Source organism: Prevotella sp. ne3005, assembly GCF_900110085.1.
Taxonomy (GTDB): domain Bacteria; phylum Bacteroidota; class Bacteroidia; order Bacteroidales; family Bacteroidaceae; genus Prevotella.
Genome location: NZ_FOCK01000005.1, coordinates 59,455 through 85,146, shown reverse-complemented (window position 1 = coordinate 85,146; position 25,692 = coordinate 59,455). Strand labels below are relative to the sequence as shown.

General features: G+C 44.0%; 24 protein-coding genes and 1 pseudogene. 14 read left to right on the top strand and 11 right to left on the bottom strand.

The window, feature by feature from the left end; translation table 11 throughout:
- The first annotated feature begins 4 nt into the window (after nucleotides 1-4).
- From BMY16_RS08420 to BMY16_RS08390, 7 genes are all read left to right on the top strand, one after another.
- Nucleotides 5-385, top strand: coding sequence for an aldo/keto reductase (locus tag BMY16_RS08420; protein WP_091841637.1), 381 nt, complete (start codon nucleotides 5-7; stop codon nucleotides 383-385).
- A gap of 69 nt (nucleotides 386-454) precedes the next feature.
- The gene (locus tag BMY16_RS08415; protein WP_091841635.1) at nucleotides 455-1,450 is read left to right on the top strand and encodes a DUF362 domain-containing protein; all 996 of its coding nucleotides are present in this window, start codon (nucleotides 455-457) and stop codon (nucleotides 1,448-1,450) included.
- A 37-nt stretch (nucleotides 1,451-1,487) separates the two neighbouring features.
- Entirely contained in the window at nucleotides 1,488-2,027 is a 540-nt protein-coding gene (locus tag BMY16_RS08410) for a flavodoxin family protein (RefSeq protein WP_091841633.1), read from the top strand.
- A 41-nt stretch (nucleotides 2,028-2,068) separates the two neighbouring features.
- Nucleotides 2,069-2,893 (top strand): MBL fold metallo-hydrolase, encoded by an 825-nt coding sequence (locus BMY16_RS08405; protein WP_091841631.1) that lies wholly within the window; start codon nucleotides 2,069-2,071, stop codon nucleotides 2,891-2,893.
- A gap of 3 nt (nucleotides 2,894-2,896) precedes the next feature.
- Nucleotides 2,897-3,445: a 3'-5' exoribonuclease domain-containing protein gene (locus BMY16_RS08400; protein ID WP_091841629.1), complete on the top strand. Its 549-nt coding sequence runs from the start codon at nucleotides 2,897-2,899 to the stop codon at nucleotides 3,443-3,445.
- A 64-nt stretch (nucleotides 3,446-3,509) separates the two neighbouring features.
- A complete protein-coding gene (locus BMY16_RS08395) occupies nucleotides 3,510-3,827 on the top strand; it encodes a heavy metal-binding domain-containing protein (RefSeq protein ID WP_091841628.1) in 318 nt (105 codons plus the stop codon).
- 9 nt (nucleotides 3,828-3,836) lie between these two features.
- Nucleotides 3,837-4,205, top strand: coding sequence for a YccF domain-containing protein (locus tag BMY16_RS08390; RefSeq protein WP_091841626.1), 369 nt, complete (start codon nucleotides 3,837-3,839; stop codon nucleotides 4,203-4,205).
- Nucleotides 4,206-4,214: 9 nt separating this feature from the next.
- Here BMY16_RS08390 and BMY16_RS08385 read toward each other — a convergent pair whose 3' ends face one another.
- Nucleotides 4,215-4,556, bottom strand: coding sequence for a hypothetical protein (locus BMY16_RS08385; RefSeq protein ID WP_139207175.1), 342 nt, complete (start codon nucleotides 4,554-4,556; stop codon nucleotides 4,215-4,217).
- A gap of 33 nt (nucleotides 4,557-4,589) precedes the next feature.
- On the opposite strand from BMY16_RS08385, the gene BMY16_RS08380 reads away from it, so the two are divergent.
- Nucleotides 4,590-5,276 carry a flavodoxin gene (locus BMY16_RS08380; RefSeq protein ID WP_091841623.1) on the top strand — a complete coding sequence of 229 codons (687 nt, stop codon included), beginning with the start codon at nucleotides 4,590-4,592 and terminating at the stop codon, nucleotides 5,274-5,276.
- Nucleotides 5,277-5,457: 181 nt separating this feature from the next.
- Here the strand turns inward: BMY16_RS08380 and BMY16_RS08375 are convergent.
- Nucleotides 5,458-5,637 (bottom strand): annotated as a pseudogene (locus BMY16_RS08375) (cell filamentation protein Fic); the annotation flags it as partial.
- 37 nt (nucleotides 5,638-5,674) lie between these two features.
- Nucleotides 5,675-6,019 carry a winged helix-turn-helix transcriptional regulator gene (locus BMY16_RS08370; protein ID WP_091841622.1) on the bottom strand — a complete coding sequence of 115 codons (345 nt, stop codon included), beginning with the start codon at nucleotides 6,017-6,019 and terminating at the stop codon, nucleotides 5,675-5,677.
- Between the two features lie 220 nt (nucleotides 6,020-6,239).
- On the opposite strand from BMY16_RS08370, the gene BMY16_RS08365 reads away from it, so the two are divergent.
- The 3 genes from BMY16_RS08365 to BMY16_RS08355 all read left to right on the top strand — a co-directional run bounded on the left by BMY16_RS08365 (nucleotide 6,240) and on the right by BMY16_RS08355 (nucleotide 8,458).
- The gene (locus BMY16_RS08365; RefSeq protein WP_091841620.1) at nucleotides 6,240-6,695 is read left to right on the top strand and encodes a cupin domain-containing protein; all 456 of its coding nucleotides are present in this window, start codon (nucleotides 6,240-6,242) and stop codon (nucleotides 6,693-6,695) included.
- A gap of 5 nt (nucleotides 6,696-6,700) precedes the next feature.
- Entirely contained in the window at nucleotides 6,701-7,153 is a 453-nt protein-coding gene (locus tag BMY16_RS08360; RefSeq protein WP_244512991.1) for a pyridoxamine 5'-phosphate oxidase family protein, read from the top strand.
- Between the two features lie 129 nt (nucleotides 7,154-7,282).
- A complete protein-coding gene (locus tag BMY16_RS08355) occupies nucleotides 7,283-8,458 on the top strand; it encodes an iron-containing alcohol dehydrogenase (RefSeq protein ID WP_091841617.1) in 1,176 nt (391 codons plus the stop codon).
- A 77-nt stretch (nucleotides 8,459-8,535) separates the two neighbouring features.
- Here the strand turns inward: BMY16_RS08355 and BMY16_RS08350 are convergent, their stop codons facing one another.
- From BMY16_RS08350 to BMY16_RS15835, 3 genes are read right to left on the bottom strand one after another with little or no spacing between them, the layout of a single operon-like run.
- Nucleotides 8,536-9,369: an aldo/keto reductase gene (locus tag BMY16_RS08350; RefSeq protein WP_091841975.1), complete on the bottom strand. Its 834-nt coding sequence runs from the start codon at nucleotides 9,367-9,369 to the stop codon at nucleotides 8,536-8,538.
- 13 nt (nucleotides 9,370-9,382) lie between these two features.
- Entirely contained in the window at nucleotides 9,383-10,378 is a 996-nt protein-coding gene (locus BMY16_RS08345) for a nuclear transport factor 2 family protein (RefSeq protein ID WP_170836052.1), read from the bottom strand.
- Between the two features lie 13 nt (nucleotides 10,379-10,391).
- A complete protein-coding gene (locus BMY16_RS15835; protein ID WP_091841614.1) occupies nucleotides 10,392-10,673 on the bottom strand; it encodes a DUF4113 domain-containing protein in 282 nt (93 codons plus the stop codon).
- Nucleotides 10,674-10,820: 147 nt separating this feature from the next.
- Here BMY16_RS15835 and BMY16_RS08335 point away from each other — a divergent pair, with 147 nt between their 5' ends.
- From BMY16_RS08335 to BMY16_RS08325, 3 genes are all read left to right on the top strand, one after another.
- Nucleotides 10,821-11,762 carry a carboxylesterase family protein gene (locus BMY16_RS08335; RefSeq protein WP_139207174.1) on the top strand — a complete coding sequence of 314 codons (942 nt, stop codon included), beginning with the start codon at nucleotides 10,821-10,823 and terminating at the stop codon, nucleotides 11,760-11,762.
- A 24-nt stretch (nucleotides 11,763-11,786) separates the two neighbouring features.
- Nucleotides 11,787-13,082: a hypothetical protein gene (locus BMY16_RS08330; protein ID WP_091841611.1), complete on the top strand. Its 1,296-nt coding sequence runs from the start codon at nucleotides 11,787-11,789 to the stop codon at nucleotides 13,080-13,082.
- Between the two features lie 78 nt (nucleotides 13,083-13,160).
- Nucleotides 13,161-13,631, top strand: a complete 471-nt coding sequence (locus BMY16_RS08325; RefSeq protein ID WP_211839334.1) for a hydrolase — start codon at nucleotides 13,161-13,163, stop codon at nucleotides 13,629-13,631.
- Here BMY16_RS08325 and BMY16_RS16040 read toward each other — a convergent pair.
- From BMY16_RS16040 to BMY16_RS08300, 5 genes are all read right to left on the bottom strand, one after another.
- Nucleotides 13,604-13,765 (bottom strand): helix-turn-helix domain-containing protein, encoded by a 162-nt coding sequence (locus BMY16_RS16040; RefSeq protein ID WP_091841610.1) that lies wholly within the window; start codon nucleotides 13,763-13,765, stop codon nucleotides 13,604-13,606. The genes BMY16_RS08325 and BMY16_RS16040 overlap by 28 nt on opposite strands.
- A 72-nt stretch (nucleotides 13,766-13,837) precedes the next feature.
- Nucleotides 13,838-14,236 carry an HTH domain-containing protein gene (locus BMY16_RS08315; RefSeq protein ID WP_091841608.1) on the bottom strand — a complete coding sequence of 133 codons (399 nt, stop codon included), beginning with the start codon at nucleotides 14,234-14,236 and terminating at the stop codon, nucleotides 13,838-13,840.
- 70 nt (nucleotides 14,237-14,306) lie between these two features.
- On the bottom strand, nucleotides 14,307-15,884 hold the full coding sequence (locus BMY16_RS08310) for an RNA-binding domain-containing protein (protein WP_091841607.1): 1,578 nt from the start codon (nucleotides 15,882-15,884) through the stop codon (nucleotides 14,307-14,309).
- A gap of 103 nt (nucleotides 15,885-15,987) precedes the next feature.
- Nucleotides 15,988-18,312 carry a PIN domain-containing protein gene (locus tag BMY16_RS08305; protein ID WP_091841974.1) on the bottom strand — a complete coding sequence of 775 codons (2,325 nt, stop codon included), beginning with the start codon at nucleotides 18,310-18,312 and terminating at the stop codon, nucleotides 15,988-15,990.
- On the bottom strand, nucleotides 18,302-25,681 hold the full coding sequence (locus BMY16_RS08300) for a sacsin N-terminal ATP-binding-like domain-containing protein (protein ID WP_211839333.1): 7,380 nt from the start codon (nucleotides 25,679-25,681) through the stop codon (nucleotides 18,302-18,304). The genes BMY16_RS08305 and BMY16_RS08300 overlap by 11 nt, the downstream gene beginning before the upstream one ends.
- Nucleotides 25,682-25,692: the final 11 nt, after the last annotated feature.

Here is a 25,692-nt window from a genome sequence, read left to right as displayed (position 1 = left end):
AGAAATGGATACGGCCATCGCCTATCAGTTGGGCACATCAGAGCAATACGTCGGACGTGCCTTGCATGATATGGCCAAGCGTGACGAAGTGGTGGTAGCCACGAAGTTCCTGCCGCGAACCGACGAAGAAATCCAGCAGGACAATCTGGTGGTGGAGCGTGTCGTAGAACTGGCCGACCGCTATGGTGTGGAGATGACGCAGATCTCGCTGGCTTGGCTGTTGACCAAGGTGGAGTCGCCCATCGTGGGAGCCACAAAACTGCACCACATCGAGGGAGCCGTGAAGTCGCTCGATGTCCGTCTGACAACAGAAGACATCCGCTACTTGGAAGAGCCATACATGCCCCACAACCTCTCAGGCGTGATGGCCGTCAACATTTGTTAAATCATTCCGTAAAAATAGCGAAATTTCGGCATTTATTGGTAACTTTGCCATCAATATTAAATTGTATTTATGAGAAAAGCAAACTTTATTTTGGCAGCAGCCATGTTGATGGCGTCAGCTGCGGTGATGGCTCAGCAGGCATCAAAGGTGTATCTCACAAGGGAGATTTCACCAGAATCGTTGGTAAAAATCTACAAGGCACTTGGCGTTGAAGCCAAGGGGCGTGTGGCAGTGAAGATGTCAACAGGCGAAGGCAGCAATCCCAACTACCTGAAACCTGAACTGGTGAAAAACCTGATATGGGAGGTGGACGGCACCATTGTGGAGTGTAACACAGCATACGGCAACGGCCCTTCCGACAAGAAAGACGAGCGCAACACGTCAGAGAACCATTGGAAAGTGATTGAGCGTCACGGCTTCACAAAGTATTTTCCTGTCGATATCATGGACGAGTACGATGAGATTCGCATCCCCGTAAAGGATCAGACGCACATCAAGTACGACATCGTTGGCGGACACATGGCCAACTACGACTTCATGATTGCCCTCAACCACTTCAAGGGGCATCCTATGGGCGGCTATGGTGGTGCGCTGAAGAACCTCTCCATCGGCTGTGCCAGTCAGAACGGCAAGGCTTACATCCACTCGGCTGGCAAGATGGAGAAACTGGATATGGGCAAGCTGTGGACTCCAGAGTTCATCGGTAATCAGGACGGATTCCTCGAAAGTATGGCAGCCGCTGCCCAAGCCGTAGTGAACTACTTCAACAAGAAGCAGGGCATCATCTACATCAGCGTCATGAACAACATGTCCATAGACTGCGACTGCGTGGATCATCCCGAGCCTGTGAAGCTGGAGGATTATGGCATCCTCGCCTCTACCGATCCCGTAGCGCTCGACCAGGCCTGCATCGACATCATCAACCAACAGAAAGTGACGGCCAAGAACGATCCTACCGATTTGCTGAAGCGCATCGACAAGCAGCATGGCACACACACTATCGACCATGCAGCCCAGATTGGCCTTGGCTCCAAGAAGTATGAGCTGGTAAATCTGGATTTGTAATTTACAAATAACATTATTTAGATGAATCAGAGACAATATGAAAAAAGTAATTGTGATATCTACGAGCCTTAGACGGGGCTCAAACAGCGACATGCTCGCTGACCAGTTTGTTGAAGGTGCCAAGGCTGCGGGAAACGAAGTGGAGAAGATTTCTCTCGTTGGCAAGAACATTCTGTTCTGCAAGGGTTGTCTGGGTTGCCAGAAACTTGGCCGCTGTGTCATCAACGACGATGTGAACGACATCATGGCCAAGGTGCTGAAGGCTGATGTTATCTGCTGGGCAACACCTATCTACTATTATGAGATGAGCGGCCAAATGAAGACCCTCATAGACCGCATGAATGCGATGTATGAACAGGATTATGCGTTTCGTGATGTCTATCTGTTGACAACGGCTGCAGAGGATGAAACCGAGACTCCGAAGCGTGCAGAGACGGGGTTGACGGGCTGGATAGACTGCTATCCCAAGAGTCGCCTGGCAAGAACGCTTTTCTGCGGAGGTGTGAATGACCCTCGTGAGATTGAGGGTAATCCGAAACTGCAGGAGGCTTTTGATTTAGGAAAGAGCATCGGCTAAGACAATGAAGAGTAAAATGTGCTCACACCTGCAAAGGAAACATGACGCTGACCTACATCTTCCATAGTGGCTTTGTGCTCGAAACGGAGCAGTCCATCCTAGTATTCGACTACTGGATGGATCCCAGTGGTGTAATGGATGGTGTGCTGCGGAGCGAGAAGCCCCTATATGTTTTCTCCAGTCACTTCCACGAAGACCATTTTACGAAGGAAATCTTTGAGTGGAAGAAGCATAAACCGAATATCACCTACATTCTCTCCAAGGACATCTATAAGCATCGGAGAGCCAGTAAAGAAGATGCTGACGTGTGGTTGGCCAAAGGTGGCACATGGTCTAACGACAGCATATCCGTATGGGCGTTAGGTAGCACAGACAGCGGCGTGTCGTGGATTGTTGAGACTGAGGACAAGGCTGCGATTAAGCGAGAGCAGAGCCAAGCTTGCTTGGACTCTGCCGAGCGTAAGCAGGCTCGACCAAAGGTCAAACGATTCTTCCATGCGGGCGACCTGAACAACTGGTATGCCAAGTTCCTGACAGACGATAATCCAGACCAAGAGCGATACAGTTTTGAGATGGAAGAGACGTTCAATCCGATAGCACACGAGAAGCAATTCCTTGGCGAGTTGAAAGACATCCGTAAGGTTGCCGACAGTTTCGATGTGGTGATGTTCCCCATTGATGGACGTGTAGGTAACGGCTACACCCTTGGTGCCCGACAATTCATCGAACGGTTCAAAGTCGGACTGTTCGTTCCTATGCACTTCACTACAGGCTTTGAATCTTCGTGGCGCATGAAGGAGTTTACGGATGAAAAGAACATTCCATTCTGGGAAATCACCAGAGAGGGTGAAACAAAAAAGATTTGAACGATGCTCAGGGACTTCATTGCCATCGACTTCGAGACGGCCAATCAGCAGCCGTCAAGTGTCTGCTCCGTCGGAGTGGTCATGGTGCGTGACGGGCAGATAGTTGACTCGTTCTACAGTCTGATCCAGCCTGAGCCGAACTATTATAACTATTGGTGTCAGCGGGTACATGGCATCTCGGAAAGTGATACAGAGGATGCACTAGTGTTTCCCAAAGTATGGCAACAGTTGGAGGAACGAATTGTTGAGATATTCTTTTCAGATCAAGATCTTGATGATGTAAGATACCAAATTGCCACTATCCCATTCGTGGCTCATAATGCCCGCTTCGACGAAAGTTGTCTGAAAGCTGTGTTCAGAGTCTATCAGATGGACTATCCAGACTACCGCTTTTACGATACTCTGATAGCATCCCGCCGGCAATTTGGCCGTTCGCTGCCTAATCATCAGCTCCACACCGTAGCTGCTGCCTGTGGCTACAACCTCGAGAGCCATCACCATGCTTTGGCCGATGCCGAAGCCTGTGCAGCGATAGCATTATATATTTTGTGAGGGCTTGCAACTTTTCGCCACAATCTTACGTCTAACAGATAGAAACTTTTAAAAGATAACGATTATGATACTATCAACAACCCCACAGATTGAAGGTCACACCATCCGCGAATATAAGGGTATTGTGACAGGTGAAACAATTATTGGTGCCAACATGTTCAAAGACCTCTTTGCAGGCATCCGCGACATCGTAGGAGGCCGTGCTGGCGCTTACGAGAAGGTGCTTTCCGAAGCCAAGGACACCTCCATGCAGGAGATGATGCAGCGTGCTCAGGCTCTTGGAGCCAACGCCATCGTAGGCATCGACATCGACTATGAGACTGTCGGAGCCAATGGCTCAATGCTCATGGTAGCCACCAGCGGAACGGCCGTGGTCATCTAAATCAGATCAATGAAGACGTTAGGAAACATCATCTGGGTCATATTCGGAGGCTTGCATATAGCCTTGGAGTATTTCATCGCAGGACTGATACTGATGATAACCATCATCGGCATCCCCTTCGGCTTGCAGAGCATGAAACTGGGTATGCTGGCCATCTGGCCGTTCGGTACGAAAGTGAAATGGCGGGAGTCGCAACCAGGCTGTCTGAGCATCTTCATGAATGTGCTGTGGTTCTTCGTTGGCGGCATCTGGATATGGCTTACCCACATCTTCTACGGCCTCATATTCTGCATCACCATCATCGGCATCCCATTCGGAAAGATGCACTTCCGACTGGCAAAGCTGGCTCTTTCACCTTTTGGGAAAGAATTAGGTTAAATACCGACTCTATATAAGTTCCATAAACTTCTGCATGGCCTTGCGGATATACATGTCTTTGGGATAGAGCCAAACGACAGGCATTGATTGACCGCATAAGTACAGAGAGTACAGCCTTGGGCTGGTTGCTGTTGCCCCGAAGGGGTGTTTTGGGTCAACTGCGATATCATTGTCAAATTCAAACAAGATTTTCAAGTAAATCCTTCTTTGGTCTGCAAGATTTTCTGTAATTTTGCAACGAATTGCAGAAGTGGGCTGCACCTCAGCAATCCGAGCGAGTTCGATTGCATTCGGTTTGCACCACTTTTGCAGACCATATTGGATATTGTTGCGAATGAACAGGATTATCAAATTCCACACAGCAAAGGTAATGGGCGACTATATATGAAAAAGAAAATACTATTAGGTGTGTTGCTGTCTGTCATTATCATAGCAGTCGCAGGTACATATATGTATCGCCACCGTTTCGACAAGTACGAACAAAGCCAGGAAGAGCAGGCGGCAGGTATCAAGGCCATCGGCAAGGATTCCTGTTTCCTCGTGGCTTATTTCTCTTGGCCGAGTCCCGATTATCCTGATCTGGATGCAACGTCTGGAGCCAGCAATATCGTGAAGGACGGCAAGCTCTATGGTAACACAGAGTATATAGCCGAGATTCTGAGCAAGAAACTCAATGCCGACTTGTTCAGGATAGAGACCGTGCGGAGCTATCCTACGGAGCCCAAAGCCCTGCTTGACGAAACCAAAGTGGAGAATACCAGCCACATGAAACCAGAACTGAAATCGAGGGTGGAGAACTTCTCCGACTATGATGCCATCTTCGTTGGCTATCCCCTGTGGTGGTACGACATGCCAATGGCCATCTATTCCTTCCTCGAAGGATATGATTTCAGTGGCAAGACTATAGTGCTTTTCACCACTCATGGCGGCAACCGCTTCTGCAGGACTGTCCCGACTGTCCGTAAGTTGTTCCCCAAGGCGAATGTCGTACAGGGACCAGCCATCTACGACAGAGAGATGGACAAGGCAGAGCAGTCGCTTGACAAATGGTTGAAGGATAAAGGGTTCTGACTACGTGCTATCTGCTCTGTCCACCCGTCGTCGTAGTGTACTCGCATACATTGGGCGTGGGTGAACAGAGTGGATTCTTTCAGGGTCAAGGTACAAATTTTACGAAGGTGTGCCATGACTACAATGGGCATTACTTCAGGTTCTTGTTGAAAAAGTCTGCAAGCTTGTCCCAGGGGATAAGATTCTTTGGTTCGCCCTTACCCACCAGTTCAGTATAGCCGCCACCCGCCTTGACGTAGTCTTCTTCATCATTTATCGCCCGCACAATATCAGTAGCCGAGAACCACCACTTGCTGTGCTCCTCGTCCCATACCGCACGCACCTCGCGGTCATTGAAAAAACGTATCGACTTCTTGCTCATGATATATTACTTCTTATAATCGTCTTATGGAACAATGCTAATCTGTTACCACTTCATTGAAATGCTCCTTGCCCCAGACTATCAGCGCTGTGAGTGCAGGCATCAGCGATTTGCCAGTCTCTGTCAGGGAATACTCCACCCGGGGAGGAACCTCCGGATAGACCTCACGATGAACGAGGTGACTCTGTTCCAGATTCTTCAGCGTCTGCGAGAGCATCTTCTGGGAACAGTCCGTCATCAGACGACGGATCTCATTAAAGCGCAATACACCCGTCTCGCTGGTGTGGAGCATGTAAAGCACCAGCATAGACCACTTGTCGCCAAAGCGACTCACTACTTGCCTGATAGGACAGGCTAAATACTCAGCTTTAATATCTGCCATAATTCATGATTTTAGTGCAAAGGTAACCAATAGTTACCGAATTACCAAATTACACTTGGTTAATCTAAGTTAACGCCACTTTCGCAGAAGTCCGATAACATCACAATTCCTACTTTTTGGTAACTATCTCACCAAAAAGTGCCTTCTTGTGGGAATGATTTTTTCGCTGTACCTTTGCAGCGTCAAAACGAACAAATAACATTTTAAACGAATAAGAATTATGAAACAGATTGAGACAATTAAGAGTGGAAAGAACTTCAGCGCAGTAAGCGTAGGTAAGATGAGTGAGATTATCGAGCACGTGCTTCCGATGGGCCCCAACGTAACCATTCAAGGTAAGGTGTTCGCAGGTCAGGCCGTAGGTGCAACTGGTAGCGAACTGAGTTTCCAGACACTCATTCCTGGTCAGGACAGTGGTTTCCTGCACACCCACAAGACTCACGAGGAACTTTACATTATCCTGAAGGGTGAAGGCCAGTATCAGGTGGACGGTGAGATTTTCCCCGTCAGCGAAGGCACCATTATCCGCGTCGCTCCCGATGGCAAGCGTGCACTGAAGAATACTGGCAGCGAGAACCTGACGATGCTCTGCATCCAGTACAAGGCCAATGCCTTCACCGAGGCTGACAGTCCCATGACTGATGGTGTCATCCTGCAGGAAGAACTGAAATGGTAAGCGAGATGTTCGACAAAGCAATTCAGTTTCTGAAAGACCACAAAGAGATTGCCCTTGCCACGTGCGAGGGCAATCTGCCTAAGTTGCGCATCTTCCAGATTATGAAGCAGGAAGGGCATGTGCTCTACTTTGCCACTTCTGCCCAGAAGGCAGTCTATCGTGAGTTGCGCCAGAATCCCAATGTCGAGATACTGGCATACGCAGATAATATTTCCGTCAGATGCTCAGGCATGGTGAACTTCAATGTCGAAGACGATGTGAAACGATGGATATATGATAATAATCCCGTGCTGCCCCGCCTTTATACAAGTTATGACCAGATGGAATACTTCTGCCTGCCAATAGCAGAGATGGACTATTACGACCTGTCTCCAACACCGCCGGTATTTCAACATTTCGACCTCATTGCAGGTGAGGTCGGCAACGGTTTCGTTGGCGAAAGATTCAAGAATCATTGATTATTTCCTGCAAAATCGCATTTCCTGCAAAAAGTGAAAAATGTGGCGTAATTTGTGAAACCAAAGTATCAGAAAATCGTCGTACCTTTGCACCGTGATTCAGAATATAATGGTATAAAGATAAGAAATATGAGAGACTTTGTATTTGAGAACAAGACCAAGGTGTATTTTGGTAAGGAGCAGATGTGTCACCTGCATGAGGAAGTGGCACGTTTCGGTAAGCGGGTGCTGATGGTCTATGGCGGCGGCAGCATCAAGAGAATCGGCTTGTACGATAAGGTGATGGCCGAACTCCAGAAGGCTGGAGCCAGTGTGTTTGAACTGTCCGGCGTAGAGCCTAACCCGCGTCACACGACGGTAAACAAGGGTGCAGCCATCTGCAAGCAGGAGGGCATCGACGTGCTGCTGGCTGTTGGCGGCGGTTCTACCATCGACTGCACAAAGGCTATTGCTGCCGCTGCCAAATATGAGGGCGACGACGTGTGGGACCTCATCACAGAGAAGGCCGTGGTCAGCGAGTCGCTGCCCATCATCACCGTGCTGACGCTTTCGGCTACTGGCTCTGAGATGGACGGCGGCTGCGTGATCAGCAACATGGAGACCAACGAGAAGCTGGGCTACTTCGGTCCCGACAACTATCCCGACGTGTCGTTCCTCGACCCCACGAACACCTTCTCCGTGAGCCCCTACCAGACGGCCTGCGGCAGCGTGGACATCATGGCGCATGTGTTCGACGTGTGCTACTTCACCAAGCGCCCCACGATGGACATGCTGCATCGCATACAGGAGGAGGTGCTGAAGACCGTGGTGAAATATGCCCCCGTGGCATTGGCCAAGCCCGATGACTACGAGGCGCGCGCCAACCTGATGTGGGCATCGTCGTGGGCACTGAACAACTTCCTCTTCGAGGGATTCTTCCAGGCCACCGTCTGCCATGCGATGGAGCACGAGCTGTCGGCATTCTACGATATTACTCATGGGCATGGATTAGCTATCCTCCACCCCCGCTGGCTCACCTACGTGCTCGACGAGGAGACAGCCCCCATTATCCAGCGCTTCGGCATAAACGTGATGGGACTGGACGGCTCGCTGCCCGTAATGGAAGGGGCTAAGGCCGCCATCAAAGCCCTCGAAACCTTCTACTTCGAGACGCTCGGACTGAAGAGGCGACTTTCCGATCTCGGCATCGACGACAAGAACTTCGCGGCAATGGCACGCAAGGCCTGTGGCGCAGAAGGCATTCTACACGGATTCACCGACCTGACTCCTGCCGATGTTGAGAAGATTTTCAGAATGTGTCTGTAACTATTAGATTAAAGCCCAGTTCCTATTTACCAGGGAACTGGGCTTTTAAATCATGCCAGAAATGCCAGAAATCACCATCATTTGCTTTTAGGATTGTATTTAAGTGCATCCGACGGCCAGCCCGTCACATTCCTGCCTGTATCAAGCAGGCGAATTTCACGGAGATCGTCATCTGACAGCGTAAAGTCAAAGAGTTTAATGTTCTCAACCATTCTTTCTTTGTGGGTAGTCTTGGGAATGATGATAATACCATTCTGGATCAGGAACTTCAAGGCTACCTGAGCGGAAGTCTTACCGTATTTCTCACCGATTCTCATAAGAACAGGATTCTTGAAGATACCATGCCTGCCTTCTGCCAGCGGACTCCAGGCTTCAAGAGCTACATTGTAAGGCTTCAGGTATTCCAGCATCTTCCGTTGCTGATAGAGCACATGAGTCTCGCACTGGTTCACGACAGGCATCACCTTTGCATCATCCACAATCTTCGGAAAGGTGTTTGGATAGAAGTTTGATATGCCAATGGCTTTAAACATACCTTGTTCATAGAGTTCTTCGAGCGTGTGCCACATGACGGTAGGATTTCCGACAGGCCAGTGAATCAGCATCAAGTCCACATAGTCAAGCCCCAACTGCTTCATGGAATGGTCAACTGTACGCAAGGTTTCCTCCTTCGTATAGCAGGAATCGCATATCTTTGTCGTGATGAACAGTTCTTCACGAGGAACGCCACATGCCCGAACTGCATCCCCCACACCTTTCTCGTTGTAGTACATAGCAGCCGTATCTATGCTCCTATAGCCTACCGATATGGCATCTTCAACAACTCGCTGGGTTTCTCTCTCAGAGATATTATAGACACCCAGACCAACCATCGGCATCCGCAGGCCATTATTCAAAACCTTGTATTCCATAACGCTTTCCATATTAATATGTTGATGCCTTTGATTCCACAAACTGCCAACGGCCATCGTTCTTAGCCAGTTTGGACTTCATCTGTAGCCTCCATGTATGACGACCACCACCATATACAGCAGCATTGACCCTGCTACGACCTGTCATTTCCGCTGTCGTTCCATTCACAGTGATGCTAATCTCGTCATCCTCTACGGAATAGTAGTTCAGCGTACCATTCTCAATCTCATGCAGATACTGTTTCTTGGGTTGTTTGGTTCCTGTCATGTGAATCAGAACCGAACCTTCTGCAAGTATCGTGTTGAGAGTTGCAATGTCCTTGGCTATCATTGCTTGGTACATCTGCTTGTAAAGTTGTTCTATTTGTTTCTTGTCATCCATATCATTGTTTTTGTTTTGTAAATACTTTTGCTCTATCAATGGTTTTAACTCTCGTTCGAAGATACCACGTTCTACTATCCTATAGTGTGGATGGTATGCCTCACGATACTCTGGAGAGTGGCTGATGGCATATCTGCCGACAGACAGGATGCTGTCAATGAAAGCTTTGTCCTGCTGATAATAAGGGAGTTCAAGTTGCATCTTGTCAATTGTGCCAATAATCACGTGCCATCGGTCTCTCCAAGAATCTACAGTAGGACGCTTCTTGCTGTTTGCACTACGAATAAAGGCATCCAATAGCAAATCCTCTGATATAACAGACTCCTTGATCGTTCTGATACTGACACGATAATAATTGCTGTCTATGCCGCAAGGCTCATAGTTCCAGGGCATCAGGTCATCTATGCTGGTAGTATTCAGCTCATCATCCAAATAAGCCTTCACCCTTTGTCTGTCCGACACAAGATGCTCTGCCCCCATGTAGTCCTGAAAGCACGACTTATACAGGTCGAGCAAACGTAACTGAGGATAAGTCTGTAGTTGCTTGTTGACGAAGCCCTTAACGCCCTGTGCCAGAATTACTATTGAACATAGGAGGCTGATGGTAATGAGTGCTATCTTTTTCATATTCATTCCATTTTCAGCGTAGTTTTATAATGTCACTCCAACGGGTGGTCGGATTCTTACTTCTGAAATCGTGCTTAATGGCATTGGCAAACACCTCAGCTTTGCCTTTACCATTTTTTGGAGTGTATTGCTGGGCACCAATGACAATGGTCTCTGAGCCGTGCATGCGGTTGATGCGGTCTATCGTCTCATGCCTATAATCGTCAGCCGGACTGGGGAATCCTGCCTTGATACCCGCATGTTCCAGCTCCAGTTTGGTGTCAAATACACCTTTTATTATCTTGATGTTACCCATCTCCAAATCCTAATAATTCTCAAATTCTGCCACAAAATTACTCATAAAACCTCAGAATTTATCAGAAATAACTAATTTTGCAACATTGTTTAAGTAAAAAGGTCTTGGCAGAGACCAGAGCTGTGACTCGAAACACTCCAAGAAAATATGAAGAAAGTATTGTTTTTGCTGGCAGTAGGAGTGATGTGCCTGACAGCCTGCGCCCAGAAGAAGGGCGGTGAACGTGGTCCTCGCCAAGGTGGCCACATGGTGATTAACAAAGATTCTGACAGCGTTTTCGCGGCATTGAAGCAAGAGACACTAGGAAAGTTCAAGCAACTGACTTTCAACGACACTCAGACGGGCAAGACGATGGAGTATAATCTGCTGGTTCCCGAAGGTGCCGAGGCAGGTCAGAAACTCCCCTTAGTGCTCTTCATGGCTGATGCCAGTACTGCAGGAAAGGAAGTGACGGCTCCGCTCACGCAAGGGTATGGTGCCTTGGAGTTCGCTTCAAATAGAGACCAGCAGAAGCATCCTTCATTCGTCCTGGTGCCACAATACACCGACTGGGCTGTGCAGGATGATTGGAGTACGACGGACGAGGTGGAAATGACAATCCGACTGCTTCAGACCGTCTGCAAGGAATACAATGTAGATACCAACCGCCTATACACCACAGGACAGTCAATGGGTGGCATGATGTCGTTCTACTTCAACATCACCCATCCCGACCTCTTTGCCGCCTCGCTCTTCGTCAGCAGCCAGTGGGACACTACGAAGATGAAGGACTTCGGGCGGAAGCATTTCTTCTACATCGTGGCCGGAGGCGACCAAAAGGCATACGGTGGTATGCAAGACCTGGCTGAGGTGCTGAAGGAGAACAATGCCCGTGTTGACTCCACATCATGGAGTGCAAAGCTTCCAAGCGAAGAACAGGAACGATTGGCCGAGGAACTGATAGCCAAGGGCGGCAATATCATCTTCATCAAGTGGGAGGCAGGCAGTGTACTCCCTGAATCAGGCAAGGGTATGGAGCACATGGCATCTTTTGACTACGGCTATAAGATTGCAGCTGTGCGCGACTGGCTGTTCATGCAGAGCAAATAGACTTTGACAAATCCAAACCGACAGATGAAAAGATTATATATTGAGCGTTTCTACTTGAATAGGGCCGATGACGAGTACCCTATGACAGTGCGCATCGTTCTTCAGATGAAAGATGATGTGGATAGGCATCTGTTCGAGGAAGCAGTTGCAGCAGCACAGACGAGATACCCTTACCTGTGTGTCAAACTTGGTGTCGAACGCGATGCTGACGGCAGCGAGCACTATGTCTATCACGACAATCCACGGCCTTGGAAAGTCTCGGGCTGTCGTCAGCCCGTATGCTTGTGCAGTGAAGAAGCCAACGAACATCTGATGGCTTTTTCATGGTGGGGCGATTGTGTGGCATTGGATTTCTTTCATGCGCTCATCGATGGGACTGCCGCCTATCGCATCCTCAAGACATTGCTCTATGAATACTGCCGGCGACGCTACGATAGTGAGTTAGACCCTGCAGGAGTCTGGGTGGCAGGTGACATCATCGACGAGGCAGAATGGACTGATCCTGCCACACTGCCAAGACCAACGAGCATCCACCCGCAGCAGCTGCCTGAACGTCCTAAGGTTATCAATCTGGCCACCGATGCCATCGTACCCCTTGCTGATAAGAAAGAAGTGGTACAGAAACGCATCTCTGAGGAGCAGATGATGAAGCGTGTGCGGGCATGCGGTGCCACGCCTACTTCTTTCCTAACCCTGCTTCTGGCAAGAGCCATCGCCCGTCTGCATCCAGAGAGTGCGCCTCTGGCACCAACCGTTACAGTAGCAGTTGATTTGAGAAAGACACTCGGAACCACTGCGGCACACCATTCACAAGTAGGCGGACTGTTCCTGCCACTGGGGCAAGATATGCAGCAGGCGGACTTTGATACTCAGATAGCAGCTTTCCGCAAGATGATAGCCGAGCAGACTTATCCAGACAACCTGCAAGACTATTTCTGGCAGACCCAGGACCGTATGGAAAGGGTGGAACAGCTGCCCACGCTTCAAGCCCGCTATCAGGCCTTTGCTCCAACAAACCAACTGAGCCAGCAGTACGGTTCATGCATGTTCAGCTATGTAGGGAAGGCTGGTCTTGGTGCTGCCGAACAATATATCAGGGAGATGCGCACAGAGACCGACTCTGCCTATATGATTGTAGTGGAAGTAAGTGCTGCCGCAGGTGTTTTCAGCATCAGTTTCATGCAGCGTTTTGCAACCGATGTATATCTTGATACGTTCCTCGACGAGCTGCATCAGCAGGGGCTGACTTACGAGATTCCAGACCGTCATCCGCTACAGATAGCCCCTATTGCCGATTATCGAAATACTAAGCAGAAATGAACATAGAAGACTATCGCGAGTATTAAGGTAGTCAAGGCGAAATATACGAAAAAAAAAGATATAACGGAATAGAGGATTATGGAAAGTATCATCACGAGAGAGGCAGCGTGGGAGCTGTTGAGAAAGTATAATAAAGACCCGTTTCACCTGCAGCATGCGCTGACTGTGGAAGGTGTCATGCGCTGGTATGCCGAGCAACTTGGGTATGCCAGTGAAGTGGACTTCTGGGGAATGGTCGGACTGCTGCACGACATTGACTTTGAACTATATCCCGAAGAGCATTGTATCAAAGCCCCGGAACTGTTGCGTGAAGGTGGCGTTGGCGAAGAAATGATCCATGCCATCTGTAGCCACGGCTATGGCATAACCGTCGATGTGAGGCCAGAGCACCTCATGGAAAAAGTGCTCTATGCTACCGATGAACTGACAGGACTGATATGGGCTGCTGCCCTGATGCGCCCGTCGAAGAGCGTTCAGGACATGGAACTGAAGTCGCTCAATAGCTGGCATCTGTCAGAAGACTATTTGTTTTTTACGACCTCCCAATAACCATCTTTTCGACCATCTTTGCGGACAACAACCCCCATTGCCTGAAGCTGAGAGATATGTCGCTGGAGAGTTCTGAACTTTATGCCAGTCTTTTGCGCCATTTCACTGGTCGTAATAGACGGGGCGAATAGCATTTCTTTTACAATAACCTCCTGAATTTCAGACAGTTCTTTTGCGCCACCTTTTACGCCACTTTCGGTATGTTGCTATTGTTCAGTACCATTCTCTATCACTTCCCAATAGCCGCCCTTGTCGCCTCCTATGCGGCGAATGACACCATTTTCGCGCAAAGTCTTAATACGTTTTTCCACTGCACGCGAGGACACCCCAAGCTTCATGGCAATTTCAGCCGCAGTAACTTTTGGATTTAGCCTAATAGCAGAGATGATTGCTTGGCTTTTCTCCGAACTTTTCTCCGAACCAGAACCATTTTTCTCCGAACCTATGGCACTTTTCTCCGTAGTAATCACCGTAGTTTTCTCCGTAGCGGGTTTATTGCCACATCCAGCATGAATAGGGATATGAATCAAGAAGGTCAAACGGTCTTCGGTAGTCTCAAAGGTGTCAAAGTCGTTAACTGCGTTGATGTTTCTTTGACTCAGCATAACTCAAACAAGTTTGGTTCTGCGCTCGTTTTTTGAAACATTGGCAAACGCACAGATACTGTGATAGATGTTACTTCTTCAACGCTTCAAGCATAGCCAAGCCCAACTCCGTCACAATCCATTCACCATCCTTGCGGCCACCCTTACGAGTTAAGATACCACTTGACTGTAGGTTCTCTATATCGCGTTTAATAGTCCTTGTCGCAACACCAGTCTTTAGTGACATTTCTGGTATTGTCACAAAAGAATCTTCGGTAATCATTTCTAATATAACTGATTGTCTTTCAGTAAGTTCTTTGGTGACATCTTTGGTGACATCTTTGGTGACATTCGGTTCTTTTACGCCACCTTTTACGCCAATTTGTTCTACCGAGAGCGTTTCTTTCATAAATCCTGGATGGCAAGGAATATCAATCAGGAAGTACGTCCTCTCCTCGTCCGTCTCGATAGTCGCTTTGGTTGAACCATTGGCTTTCAGTTCGTCCTGAATGGTTGGAATACCCGTTGCACGACCCTCCGTCAGATCTAACTCTTTCAAGAATTCACCCAGCCTGCGGTTACGATAGCGGCGTGAACGCAACGACTTTCCCTCACGCACAGCCTCCATTGGGATGGTGTGGTTAGGCCCAGAGAAATTCAGAATCGATATTCTGTCCGGTTCAATGGTTATCTCCACCGGCTCCCTAATCGTCCAATCGCGATGATACAGCGAGTTCACAACAGCCTCTTCCAGCGCCTGATATGGGTAATTGTAGAATTTGTCGGAATGCTCATCGTCCTTGGGCTTCACTATTTTCTTCTTCACAACGTTAGTACGCAGATAACTCAGCGTCTTGTCAATCATCGTCGGTACGCTTCCCCTGATGGGTTCCACTTCAATCAGGTTATTGGGATTCTTCTCTCGTCCTTCGGGAAAAACAACAATGTCTATCTGCGACTGCTTGAAGAAACGGTCTGGACGCTCTGCGAACATCATAGCTGCCACGTTCTTAATGCTATATCCCTCAGGCGTCGGCTCCAGCAGCTCCATCTGCTCCAACACCGATTCCATGTTCTCCGTCAACGATTCGTTAGCAAGGCTACTTTTCACCTTCACCAGATAGTCGTGTAGCAACAGCGGCGAGATGTCCTTCAGCATTATCTGGTCGTTCCCTCGGTCGTCAAACGGCGTACGGTTTGCCAGGTTTATCAATTCGCGCTCATATTCACCCTTGGGCACAATGCTGCTACTGTTATATCGGATGTAGTAGTTGTATGTCTTCTGCCTGGCGGTGATTTGGTCTGGCACCTTGTAAGGGCGACGCTCACCAGCCGACACCTTGATGATCAGAATCGTCTTCTCGTCGACCTCCTCGATATACAACCGCGGCTGATAGTAAGGCTGCATCAGGTTGTTGAATCCCACCATGTCTTTCTCGATAGGCTCAATCTGATTGGGGTCGATTCCGATGACGGGACGAACAGGACGGCCGTTCACCTCCTTCACACCCACAACGATATAACCGCCACCCGTCTCGTCGAAGTCGTTGGCAAAAGCACACACGCTACGGTAGATAGCATCCGGATTCCATCCTGTCTTATACTCTATGCGGTCACCCTCCACAGCCCGTCCACCGAGCAATTCTTCTATGTTAATTGGTAGTCTCATATATCTTATAACGTTTTCGATTTCTGTTCTATTGCTTAATCATGAACCGTAAACCTTGCGCTTGGCTCAACGGCCAAAGGAAAAGTCTACCATAAACATGAATCTATCTTTTAAGAAAGTTCCTTAACGATACTGTCGCAATGTTGAAGATCTTACACTTTAGTTGCAAGCCATTATCAGAAGTAAGCATAATTGGATTGTCTTCTCGATACTTTAATGCGACGGATAATATCATATTATCTGGAGAACGTTTGTCAAAATCCTCTGGCAATAAAGATGTGTCAGCAAACTCATATATTATTTCATGAGCCTTCTCATTATTCAACTGCCACAAAGCTTTCTCTGCATTCTTTTTCTTTTGTTCATCCAGTTTTATTTTCATTTTGTCAAGTTCATCAGTAACTTTGGCTGATAATATGACAGGATATTTTTTATCAACCTTACTTATTACATCTGGACAATCAACAAATACATTTGTATCAATAATATAATAATTCTTTTTATTAGCAGCAAGTTCCTTCTTAGGACATTCAAATTTGGATAAATCAATTTTTCCAACAACTTTTACGCTTATTGTTGGCTTAACAGTAGATGCATTAGTGCTTATAGATTCGATATCTAATGGAACTTCATGGATTCTTTTCCGATGCACCTGGCCCGTAGCGTCTATGTCATCACATTCGTTAATAAAACGAATAACTGAGGGGGGAACTGAATGAAAATCCTTTGTGGGGAGATCAGAGATAATTAGTGTTGTGCTGAGAGAACGGCTGGTTGCGACATTAAAACGCCGTTCTTCAAGTGCAAAGGCTGCATTGCGAGCAGGAATATAAAGAATAGCATAGTCAACTGTCATACCTTGAATACGATCAATGGTTTCAATCGTAATGTCAAGACTTAAATCAGGACGAGCGAATCTTTTCTGCAGTTCTTTGACAGAGTCACGGAAAGGTGTGATAATTGCAAGCGAACGTTCTGGATAGCTTTGATTTAGTATTTCTATAACAGAACTTATGATAGCATCTGCTTTCTGAGAATATGCACCATTACGTACATCGCCTGTACAACAGAATAATACGCCACCTTCACTTGGGAACAAATTACTCTTGGTAAGTGAGAAGTCAAGATAATTTTGCTTTACTGACACAAATCTATTCCCATAGAACACTTTGGTAAGAGCTGCACTTCGTTGTGTTAAACGGAATGTAGTGACAATTCTATATGATTTTATATTTGTACCTAGAGCAAAAGTTTTCAGACCTTCAACTTGAGTATTCACATTCCAGGAGTTATATAACGGATTATCAAGTTTTACAATAGGAGGTAACTGCATGGGATCACCAACAATTAAGCATTTGTTCCCTAGCTGCTTGAAAGCGGCTATAGCCGTTAAAAATGCTTGTGAGGCCTCTTCAATAACTATCAAATCGTAAGATGGAAGTCCATAGAGAGATGATTTTTTGTCGCTAAAAACACTTGACAATTGATAATTGGTAGCGCACAGCAATTCTCCATCAGCAATTTTTAAATCTGTAGATGCATTTTTTATACCACTTGTCTGCTTACGTTCATCCACTGATAGATTTGTTTTATAAATACAACCTTTCTTGGCAAATTCATTTAGAGGCTTCTGTTTTATAAGTTCAATAAGCCCCTTATTTGCCATTGTGGTGACACAAACCTGTTTGTTTTGTTTGAGATAGGAAGCAATAATCGTAGCAATTGTGTAACTTTTTCCAGTTCCAGGAGGGCCTTGAACAATGCATACATCATCTTTTTCAAGTGTGCCTAGAATAGTATCGCTAATTCCTGATGGATTTGACTCGTCAAAAGCCAATTCTTCAGGTTTCCAATCTTCATAATTAAGAGTAGGTTCAATATATAGTTCTTTGTTTTCCGGGTAAAGATCCATGTACTTAGACATGTTCTTGAAATAATCAAGAGGGGGAAAAGGACTATAAACTAGAACACTTAGAGATTTTCCCTTAGACGTTGTTTTCAAGAACAAGTCGTAGAGTGATGAACTGATTCCTGAGCATGCAACGTAATCATAACCGCTATCACTTCCTGAGACAAAATACATAGGTGTACAATCTGTCTCTGGGGAATGGTAATCAGGATTTCTGGCATAGTCCTCCCATTTACATGTCCATTCTGTAGGATGATCTCCAAGTTGCTGTTTCGCCTCTTTCTTAATTACGACAAGCGATCGCTGTACTTTTAGACGAGGAGCCATACGTCGTGGGCATTTTAGGATAACCATACCTGTCTCATTGTCGACTCTATCGACGTAAGCCAATGAGAGGTCATCTGTCTTGAATAGATTCCGCATTTGAGTACGGTTTATCTTTTGCTGCTCGTCAATAGCCTCCTTTACCTGATCTGCAAAGAATGATTGATATTTTGTTATTTTTGAATTATTCATCATATTCGTCTTCATTAAGTTCTTCATTTCCATCCTCCTTTTCTGCCATCGCGCCAATATAGTGTGCAAAGACTGCGTCCATATTGGTTTGGGCTGCTACACGAATAAGGGTGTATGCGCTTCCCTTAACTCCATTTAAAATGCCGTTGTACAGCTTGTTCACAACGTCAACTTTTTCTTTGCCTGTTATTTTAATTACAACATCATCTTTAGCAACAAGTTCGAGGAATTCTTCAGCAGAGTTTATATATGCAAATTTCTTGCCTCGTCCATCTAGGTAAACACAGATGGCCCACTTATCATCAACCATTTTTTTCCACACTGAAGGACCTACATACATTACACCACGAGCGGCGCTGTAAGCTCTGACATACTTGCCGCTCTTCATCCTGTGAGTTGCGACATCATTGGCATTGCGTATAAACTGTTCGAGGCCTTCCTCGGGTTCTTCTCCTTGTTCCTTCTGTAGATTTTGGTAAAGACGAAGATTTACAAGATAGTTGGTGTCTGCAATCTGTTCAACGCTAATTCCGCACTTTGCTAATATATCTATTTCTTCAGCAGTGGGAGGAAGTGATTCCAATTGGAGAGGTGATGGGTTAGAACGCAAACGATCTATCTCCTCACGTGTATAAGGTTTTATATTCCTTCTTTGACGTGGGGGATATGGCTTAGATCCAAGTGGCTGATAATCACTATCATTATTCACGGAGCCAACATATGAGCCGCGGTCAGAATCAAAATCATTGCCCGATATTGTTTGCGGCTCTTTTTTGTCAGAAGAAGGCAATTCCTTAGAAGAAGTCCTCTTAGGCGATACCGTTTGCTGTGGTATCTCCTGTTGAAGCTCAGGTTTGTGCTCTGAAGAAGTTGAGGACGATGGTCGAGCAGTCTTTTGCGATAATGAATTATTTGTATGATCATAATCAGGAGCGGTACGACTATGCTCGCTTACATAGGAACCACTACGCCAATGACCACTTATCCAAACCCCATTACGAAAATGACCACGTACCCATGTACCACTACGATAATGTTCGCATACGACTTCTTCATGCTCACCGTCAAGATACCGTTGGATAGTCGCATGCATGAATTCTCCATGAGATGTATAATCTTCTTGTTGGGTTGCTTCAAGTTCATCCTCAAGAGAATAATCTTCTTCATCTGAAAGCCTATAGTCATCCTCAGGGATTTCTTCCTCAGTGGGCTCCTCTTCAGCTTCTATTTCATCGATTTTTTCTTCTTCGATTTCCTGCTTATCATATACATTCCCATCATCAACTTCCTCTACCTCTTCATTGTCGTCATCTTCTTCATTGATAGCTTTATCTTCACGCTGAATACTAATCTTCGGGCGATAATCGGAATTTATATCCTCTACTTCGTCCTCAACAGCTTCTTTGCCAGTCAGATTGTTTGTTGCTCCCGAAATGAGCTTTTCAAGTTCAGTTTTGTATTCATTATCAAGTTTGAGTGCATTATTCTCTTCAATGAAACTCAAAGCATCTTCACGGCTATACATAAGGTCATTAAGATGGTCATCGGTAATACTCAATGCACCAATATATGCGGCAAATGCTTTATAGAAATCCTTATAAATACGTCCATCATGCCATCCTGCATCGTTGTCGACATAATAGAAATCATTAGAGTCATCCTTATGATAAAACTTCTTTAATGATTTTGAAATCTCTCTATCTTGTTGGCATGTAATATTGATATTGCTGCATTTGTGAAGAACTAGTACATCTATCTTTTCACAATAGGCATCGTATAATTCTTTCCATTTTGTGGAGTCGATAATGCCTGCAATAACAAGTGCATATAACTTGAAGTCCGTATGCTGTGTGTTTACAACAACATCATCAAAAAAATCAATGATTAAGTCCTCAAATTTTATGGTTTGGATACCTAATATATCACAAGCTCTACGGAATGAATCACCAGCAGGGAAATAATAATCGTTAATGATTTTAGGACTGGATCCAAGGTATTGTTTGAGACTCTTGTCAGAATTGTCCAAAGCATATAGACCTTTTATCTGAACAAGATCATTATTATTATTATACCATTTTGCTTCCTCATCCTCTCTATATTGCTCAATTAAAGGTGAATGTGCTTCTTCGTCATAATCAGCTATCATCCATTGTAGCAATTGTGTTCTACTTTCTTGACCTGCTTTTTTGTACAACGCAAAGAGTGCATCAGAAAACTTCAGTTTTGTACCAAAAGGTAACAAAGAAAAAAGTGTTGTGTCATCATTTAGTTTAATCTCAGGTATATCTTGAAGGGGAATCTTATTTTCCCAGTCTTCAATTGACTTTACATAATTTTTGACTTCCTTCCCAAAGTATAACTGTGAAGGACATTTCATGTAATCTTTGGTCGGAATACATGCAACGTTATCTAGTAGATGCTTGTTTATAATTTCTTTAATATATACAATTGATATATTGGGCTTTACTACATATTGTGTCCAAAAATAGATGGCACATTTACGTGACGCAAGATGAGAAATGTCTTTCTCCTCAAAGTCATAGTGTATGCCCATATCCTTGAATAAACGACCAACTTTCTCCTTACACTCCTCATCGTATGTGTCGCTTACGTATGATGTCTGCACCCCACATAATTCGAAGTCGAAATTAGGATGATAGACGGAGCTGAGAGTTAGATTATTAGCCAAGGCAAATTCATCGTCTTTGCTAAGAAGAAGAATCTTGTCTATATGTTCAATAGCCTTTAGCCTGTCTTTGGTCAATTGACGGATAATAGCCAATTCTTCAATAAATTGGTAATGATAATTACGCAGATTGTCTACATCATTATCTTGTAATTCAAGATAGTAGTCAACTTTCTTCTGTTGCCATTCGCTTAAGGAGGTAATTCGGATACCATCAACTTCTTCAATAATATCTTTTATAAGTTTCTTTTCTTCCTTTGAGTCAAATGCAATAACATTGGGCAGCTCGATGTATGTAAAGGGCTCGTCTAAATCACAATCAATATAGACAGTCTTATCGAGTGTGTAAAAATTTCCATCATGGCCTTTTACTCTAAGTGCCGTCAGATGAGAGACTAAGTCATTATCATACAATTCTTCTAGTGCTGGTCGATTGTCAGCAAGCAGTTTTGGAAGATTCTCATTGTTGATTGTAGAAAGAGTTTTTATAACCGTATTATAAAGTATGTCAATAATCTCACTTTTAACGCCTAACTTTGACCAGAAAGTTTGCCATGATTCTATATCATCTCCATCCTCTATGTAGTCTGGAGATATAAACCATGCATTTGGGTCGAAGAGTTTTACTACTTCTTCTATACCTCCATCCGGCATGTATGCATTCGGAAAATATATGGTGTCACTCTTTCGATTTCCATCTGAAGTCATTACAAACTTTGTAAGTGATAGCTGTTGTACACTTTCAAGATGTGTATCACTGGCGTTTTCTTTGAGCCATCGATAGAAAACTTTACTTTGCTCGAAAGTTCCAATAGTTTTATTGAAGGTGGCTACATTTTCTTTCAGCCACGAAAAGAAGTCTGCAACATTGAATTTACTGTTGCCAAGTCGTGTTTCCCAATATTCTGCATTTTCTGATGTCTTATAATCAGGGTCAATTATGTCGAGGTCAGATATGGAAACAAGTTTTTGATCAAACAGCTCACGCGCCTTGGCACTAAGAGTTTTGTGACCAGTTGAGGTTGCAGAAGCAGAAGTTCGGCCATAGAGGTAAACCTTGGCTTTTTGCATATTAGTCAGTTGGTCTGAAGAAAGCATTCCACTCCTGTCGATGATATATGAATGAAAGGCTATGCTCATCTCCTTTGTCTTTACAAGCCTGTTGATTGCACCGAGTTTGGGTATGATAATTGCATCATAAAATTCTCCAAATTTGAAAGGTTTGCAACCAATAGCTTCAAGTGCTCTAGAACTGCCATAGTCCTTATGACACATATAAGCAATACCTTCAGGGAACCAAGTTTGTGATAGCAAGTCGGCAAGTTCATTGTTGTAGATGTAAATATTTTTGCTTAATTTGAGGTCACCAATATCATTAGAGCAGATAATAAAGTTTTTGTAAGATGCAGAATCATGTTCTTCTTCAAATATTAATATATAATTATGATCGAGATAGGAAACAAAGTCAATATTCTTACTCCCATCAGAATCTATATCCCCACTTGTAAGTTGGAATATCTTGGGAAGATTTGGCTTGACAACTTTTTGGTAGAAATTCTTTTCCGTTAGTTTTAAAACCCAAAATGCTTTGTCAAGAAAGCCTGTAAAATCATTCTTATCAGCAATACCATCAAAGTAATTATCATCAAGTACGTACATCCAACTATTATCTATCCACTCCTTTGCAGCATATTTATCATATTCATTAGAAGAGAAATAAATTACATCCTCGGATAAGCAGAAATAATTATCGCCATTGCCATCATATACACTGAGGGCATAGTTGCGTAAGGAGCCACTCTCGAACAAAGACTTATGATTGTAACAGTAGTCAACAAAGGTCTTACTTATCTCATAATCTTCATCTATTCCTTCTGATATGCTTTCACGGTAATCATCATTAAGAATTATGTTTTTAATAAGATAATCATGAGAAAAATCTACCACGCCAAAATTCTCTTTGAAATACTTCTTGGTTTTATCAGTATATTCGTCGGACACGAACCCCACTTCAATAGTAGATAACCATTTTGACTCAAATATAGATTGTCCTGTTGCGGACTTTAAGAATATAAATTTATCATTAAAGTCGATAATTGTCTCATCATTTACAGATATGAACGGTAGATATTTGTAAGAGTCATTATATTTTACGTTTTCGGCCAAGAATTTGAAGAAATGGATTGATGTCGATTTGTCCTTAAGTTTTTCCTTTGTCTCAGATTCATATTCTGATAAAAGTAAATTATCTACAAACTCTTCACAATCAAATTCTGCAAATGCATCATTTATTATCTCATCCCATTTTTCACTATTTTTAAAAAATTCTCTTGTTTTAGGCGAAAGATACAAAATATGATTTTCGAAAGCATGAAGATCCTCCAAATAGTTATCTATGTCATAAAACAGGTCTGAAGCACTAAAAAGGCCACCCTCTGCCTCCAAAAAGATTTCTTCTTTTAGGAGATTCTTTAAATAATTCTTTTCAAGTAGGAAGCTTATGAATTTGTTATTGTTATCTTGATTATTCAGCCATTCTTGGAAATCAGTATTGGCGATTAGGTCTACAAGCTTATCCTCGTCAAATCTTTGTTCATCTTTAGCATACCTTTTCAAAAAAGAGAGGAAGTTCTTGTCTTTACGCAACATTGGCAAAGGAAGATAAAAATCTTCCATCCCTGTAAATTTTCTAAATTGTTCATCCGACATAATTCCGGATGTACTTAAATCTGTTGTGTCTAGAATCACATTCTTGACCATGCTAATACCCTGCGGGACAGGTACAATGGTCTCCGTTTCTATACACTCGTTGAAAGCATCTTCAAACTGACCAATAAACTCAGTGTAATCACGGTGTTCTCTTTTACATTTCTTAAAATCTGGAATTAAAGAAAAAACCGTTCCTAATTGATATTTCTTTGAAGTAAGAAGATCTCTTATCCACCAGAAGAGTTTGTTTCCTGCTATAGAAGATAGAAATACGTTGAAGTTTGTCTCATCTTCATCAAGCAGTTTTACCTCTGTTTCAATATCATTTCGGTCTCCCTTTGGAATCATATCTGTGTTCAGTAAGAAAGGGAATCCCCATGATGCACGTGTTGGAAGATAGCAATACAATGTAGCATCTTCTACAGGTTCTATCATCGCCCCCTTATGCTTACAGGCAAAAGACACCTTCGTACGCTCAAAATCCTTATATTTCTCAGGTATTCGACTATTTCCTTTGTCTACGGTTTTATTAATTAGTTCCTGAACCTCAAATGCTATTTCATTTTCATAGTCCCCAACAATCCATACATCGTTATTTCTATAACAAGTACGCTCTTCATTTCCGTTAATAAAAACCCTTACAGAATTGATGTTTGGAATGAAGAGTATAATATTTGAATCAGAGAATATATCTTTGAAAAGTGTTTCATAACTGTTCCTTCCAACATGTAACAACTTGTTGTCATCAGGTCGCAGGGCAATTTGTACCTGGAATTTTTTATCAGCACTATCTAAGATGTCATTTACTTCTTTTGCAACTTCATTGTGGGACGTCCAAATCGGAAGTATCTGGAATGGTGCACCTAAACGACGGATTTTACCACCCATTTTTTTCTCTGGCATCTCACCTTCATCAAATCTGAATGAATACTTTCCTGTACGTAAATATACATAGTGATTGTTTAGGAAAACTGTTTTAAATCCAATACCCTTGTAACCAATTGTTTTTTTATTCGCTGTTTTCTCCTTTTCGTTGATACCACAGATTCCTGAAATATTCCTGACGTTAAACTTCTCGCCAGAGTGCAGGAAAAGAAGATAATTATCCGTAATATAAAACTCTACATCCACACTTTTCCCCTCTACAGGATAATCATTAGCATTTTGTAGCAGTTCATATACAAATGTAGATTCCTTTGCGCTTAATTGTTTGCTTAGAGTATCAAGAAAATTGGTTGCTGAACCAAAATTCTTTGATTTGTCATTGTGACGGTCATCAAAAAGGGTGTCAATGAACCATTTGGGATCAATTGGCTTTGGTTGCTGTTTTTCAAAATCCAGAACTATCTCGTATGGGTTAAATGCATTTCTATGAGATAATTTCCATGTAAAAACATAGTAATCATCAAGTTTAATGCCAAGGATTCTATTAGGATATGATATTTTTATTGCTTTTTTTTCTGAATCTCCTGGATAATATGGAATGTGGTCGAAGTTGGGTTTCCTAAGATCATCTACAATATATACTTCATTTTCCTCATCGTAGTGGTAGAATCCTATACATTGACAGCTTTCTACTCCCCACATGTCAAAAAGTTCTTGCTCTTTAGTATCCTTGGAACTAATGTCAATACTTGGCGTAGATACAGAATTTATAGAACGCAGAGAACTTCCAAGCAGATTCAATATATATCTTGATGGTTCTTCTCTAAATGCAGCAACATTTAGCCTACATTTGAAAGAACACGGTCCTTCTGGTATTGTATTACTGGAACGGGGAACATTCAGGAACAACGGAGCAAGATTACTTGTTCTTCCTTCCAATTTGATATCCATAATACTGCCCTTATAAAAATCAGTTTTCTTACTTTTAATCTCACGTGAGAAGATACCTTCAAATGTTGTTTCCGAGAAGAATTTTTCTAATTCTTCGTCGGTCGCTCTTCTCATTTGTCCCTTATTTATAAATTTAGGCATATTATTCTGAT

Coding starts and splice junctions, on each gene's coding strand:
- BMY16_RS08415 (WP_091841635.1), top strand. CDS start 455: ATGAGAAAAGCAAACTTTATTTTGGCAGCAGCCATGTTGATGGCGTCA.
- BMY16_RS08390 (WP_091841626.1), top strand. CDS start 3,837: ATGAAGACGTTAGGAAACATCATCTGGGTCATATTCGGAGGCTTGCAT.
- BMY16_RS08395 (WP_091841628.1), top strand. CDS start 3,510: ATGATACTATCAACAACCCCACAGATTGAAGGTCACACCATCCGCGAA.
- BMY16_RS08360 (WP_244512991.1), top strand. CDS start 6,701: ATGTTCGACAAAGCAATTCAGTTTCTGAAAGACCACAAAGAGATTGCC.
- BMY16_RS08400 (WP_091841629.1), top strand. CDS start 2,897: ATGCTCAGGGACTTCATTGCCATCGACTTCGAGACGGCCAATCAGCAG.
- BMY16_RS08365 (WP_091841620.1), top strand. CDS start 6,240: ATGAAACAGATTGAGACAATTAAGAGTGGAAAGAACTTCAGCGCAGTA.
- BMY16_RS08350 (WP_091841975.1), bottom strand. CDS start 9,369: ATGGAATACAAGGTTTTGAATAATGGCCTGCGGATGCCGATGGTTGGT.
- BMY16_RS08405 (WP_091841631.1), top strand. CDS start 2,069: ATGACGCTGACCTACATCTTCCATAGTGGCTTTGTGCTCGAAACGGAG.
- BMY16_RS08300 (WP_211839333.1), bottom strand. CDS start 25,681: ATGCCTAAATTTATAAATAAGGGACAAATGAGAAGAGCGACCGACGAA.
- BMY16_RS16040 (WP_091841610.1), bottom strand. CDS start 13,765: ATGCTATTCGCCCCGTCTATTACGACCAGTGAAATGGCGCAAAAGACT.
- BMY16_RS08330 (WP_091841611.1), top strand. CDS start 11,787: ATGAAAAGATTATATATTGAGCGTTTCTACTTGAATAGGGCCGATGAC.
- BMY16_RS08335 (WP_139207174.1), top strand. CDS start 10,821: ATGAAGAAAGTATTGTTTTTGCTGGCAGTAGGAGTGATGTGCCTGACA.
- BMY16_RS08325 (WP_211839334.1), top strand. CDS start 13,161: ATGGAAAGTATCATCACGAGAGAGGCAGCGTGGGAGCTGTTGAGAAAG.
- BMY16_RS08370 (WP_091841622.1), bottom strand. CDS start 6,019: ATGGCAGATATTAAAGCTGAGTATTTAGCCTGTCCTATCAGGCAAGTA.
- BMY16_RS08380 (WP_091841623.1), top strand. CDS start 4,590: ATGAAAAAGAAAATACTATTAGGTGTGTTGCTGTCTGTCATTATCATA.
- BMY16_RS08355 (WP_091841617.1), top strand. CDS start 7,283: ATGAGAGACTTTGTATTTGAGAACAAGACCAAGGTGTATTTTGGTAAG.
- BMY16_RS08315 (WP_091841608.1), bottom strand. CDS start 14,236: ATGCTGAGTCAAAGAAACATCAACGCAGTTAACGACTTTGACACCTTT.
- BMY16_RS15835 (WP_091841614.1), bottom strand. CDS start 10,673: ATGGGTAACATCAAGATAATAAAAGGTGTATTTGACACCAAACTGGAG.
- BMY16_RS08410 (WP_091841633.1), top strand. CDS start 1,488: ATGAAAAAAGTAATTGTGATATCTACGAGCCTTAGACGGGGCTCAAAC.
- BMY16_RS08305 (WP_091841974.1), bottom strand. CDS start 18,312: ATGATGAATAATTCAAAAATAACAAAATATCAATCATTCTTTGCAGAT.
- BMY16_RS08310 (WP_091841607.1), bottom strand. CDS start 15,884: ATGAGACTACCAATTAACATAGAAGAATTGCTCGGTGGACGGGCTGTG.
- BMY16_RS08345 (WP_170836052.1), bottom strand. CDS start 10,378: ATGAAAAAGATAGCACTCATTACCATCAGCCTCCTATGTTCAATAGTA.
- BMY16_RS08420 (WP_091841637.1), top strand. CDS start 5: ATGGATACGGCCATCGCCTATCAGTTGGGCACATCAGAGCAATACGTC.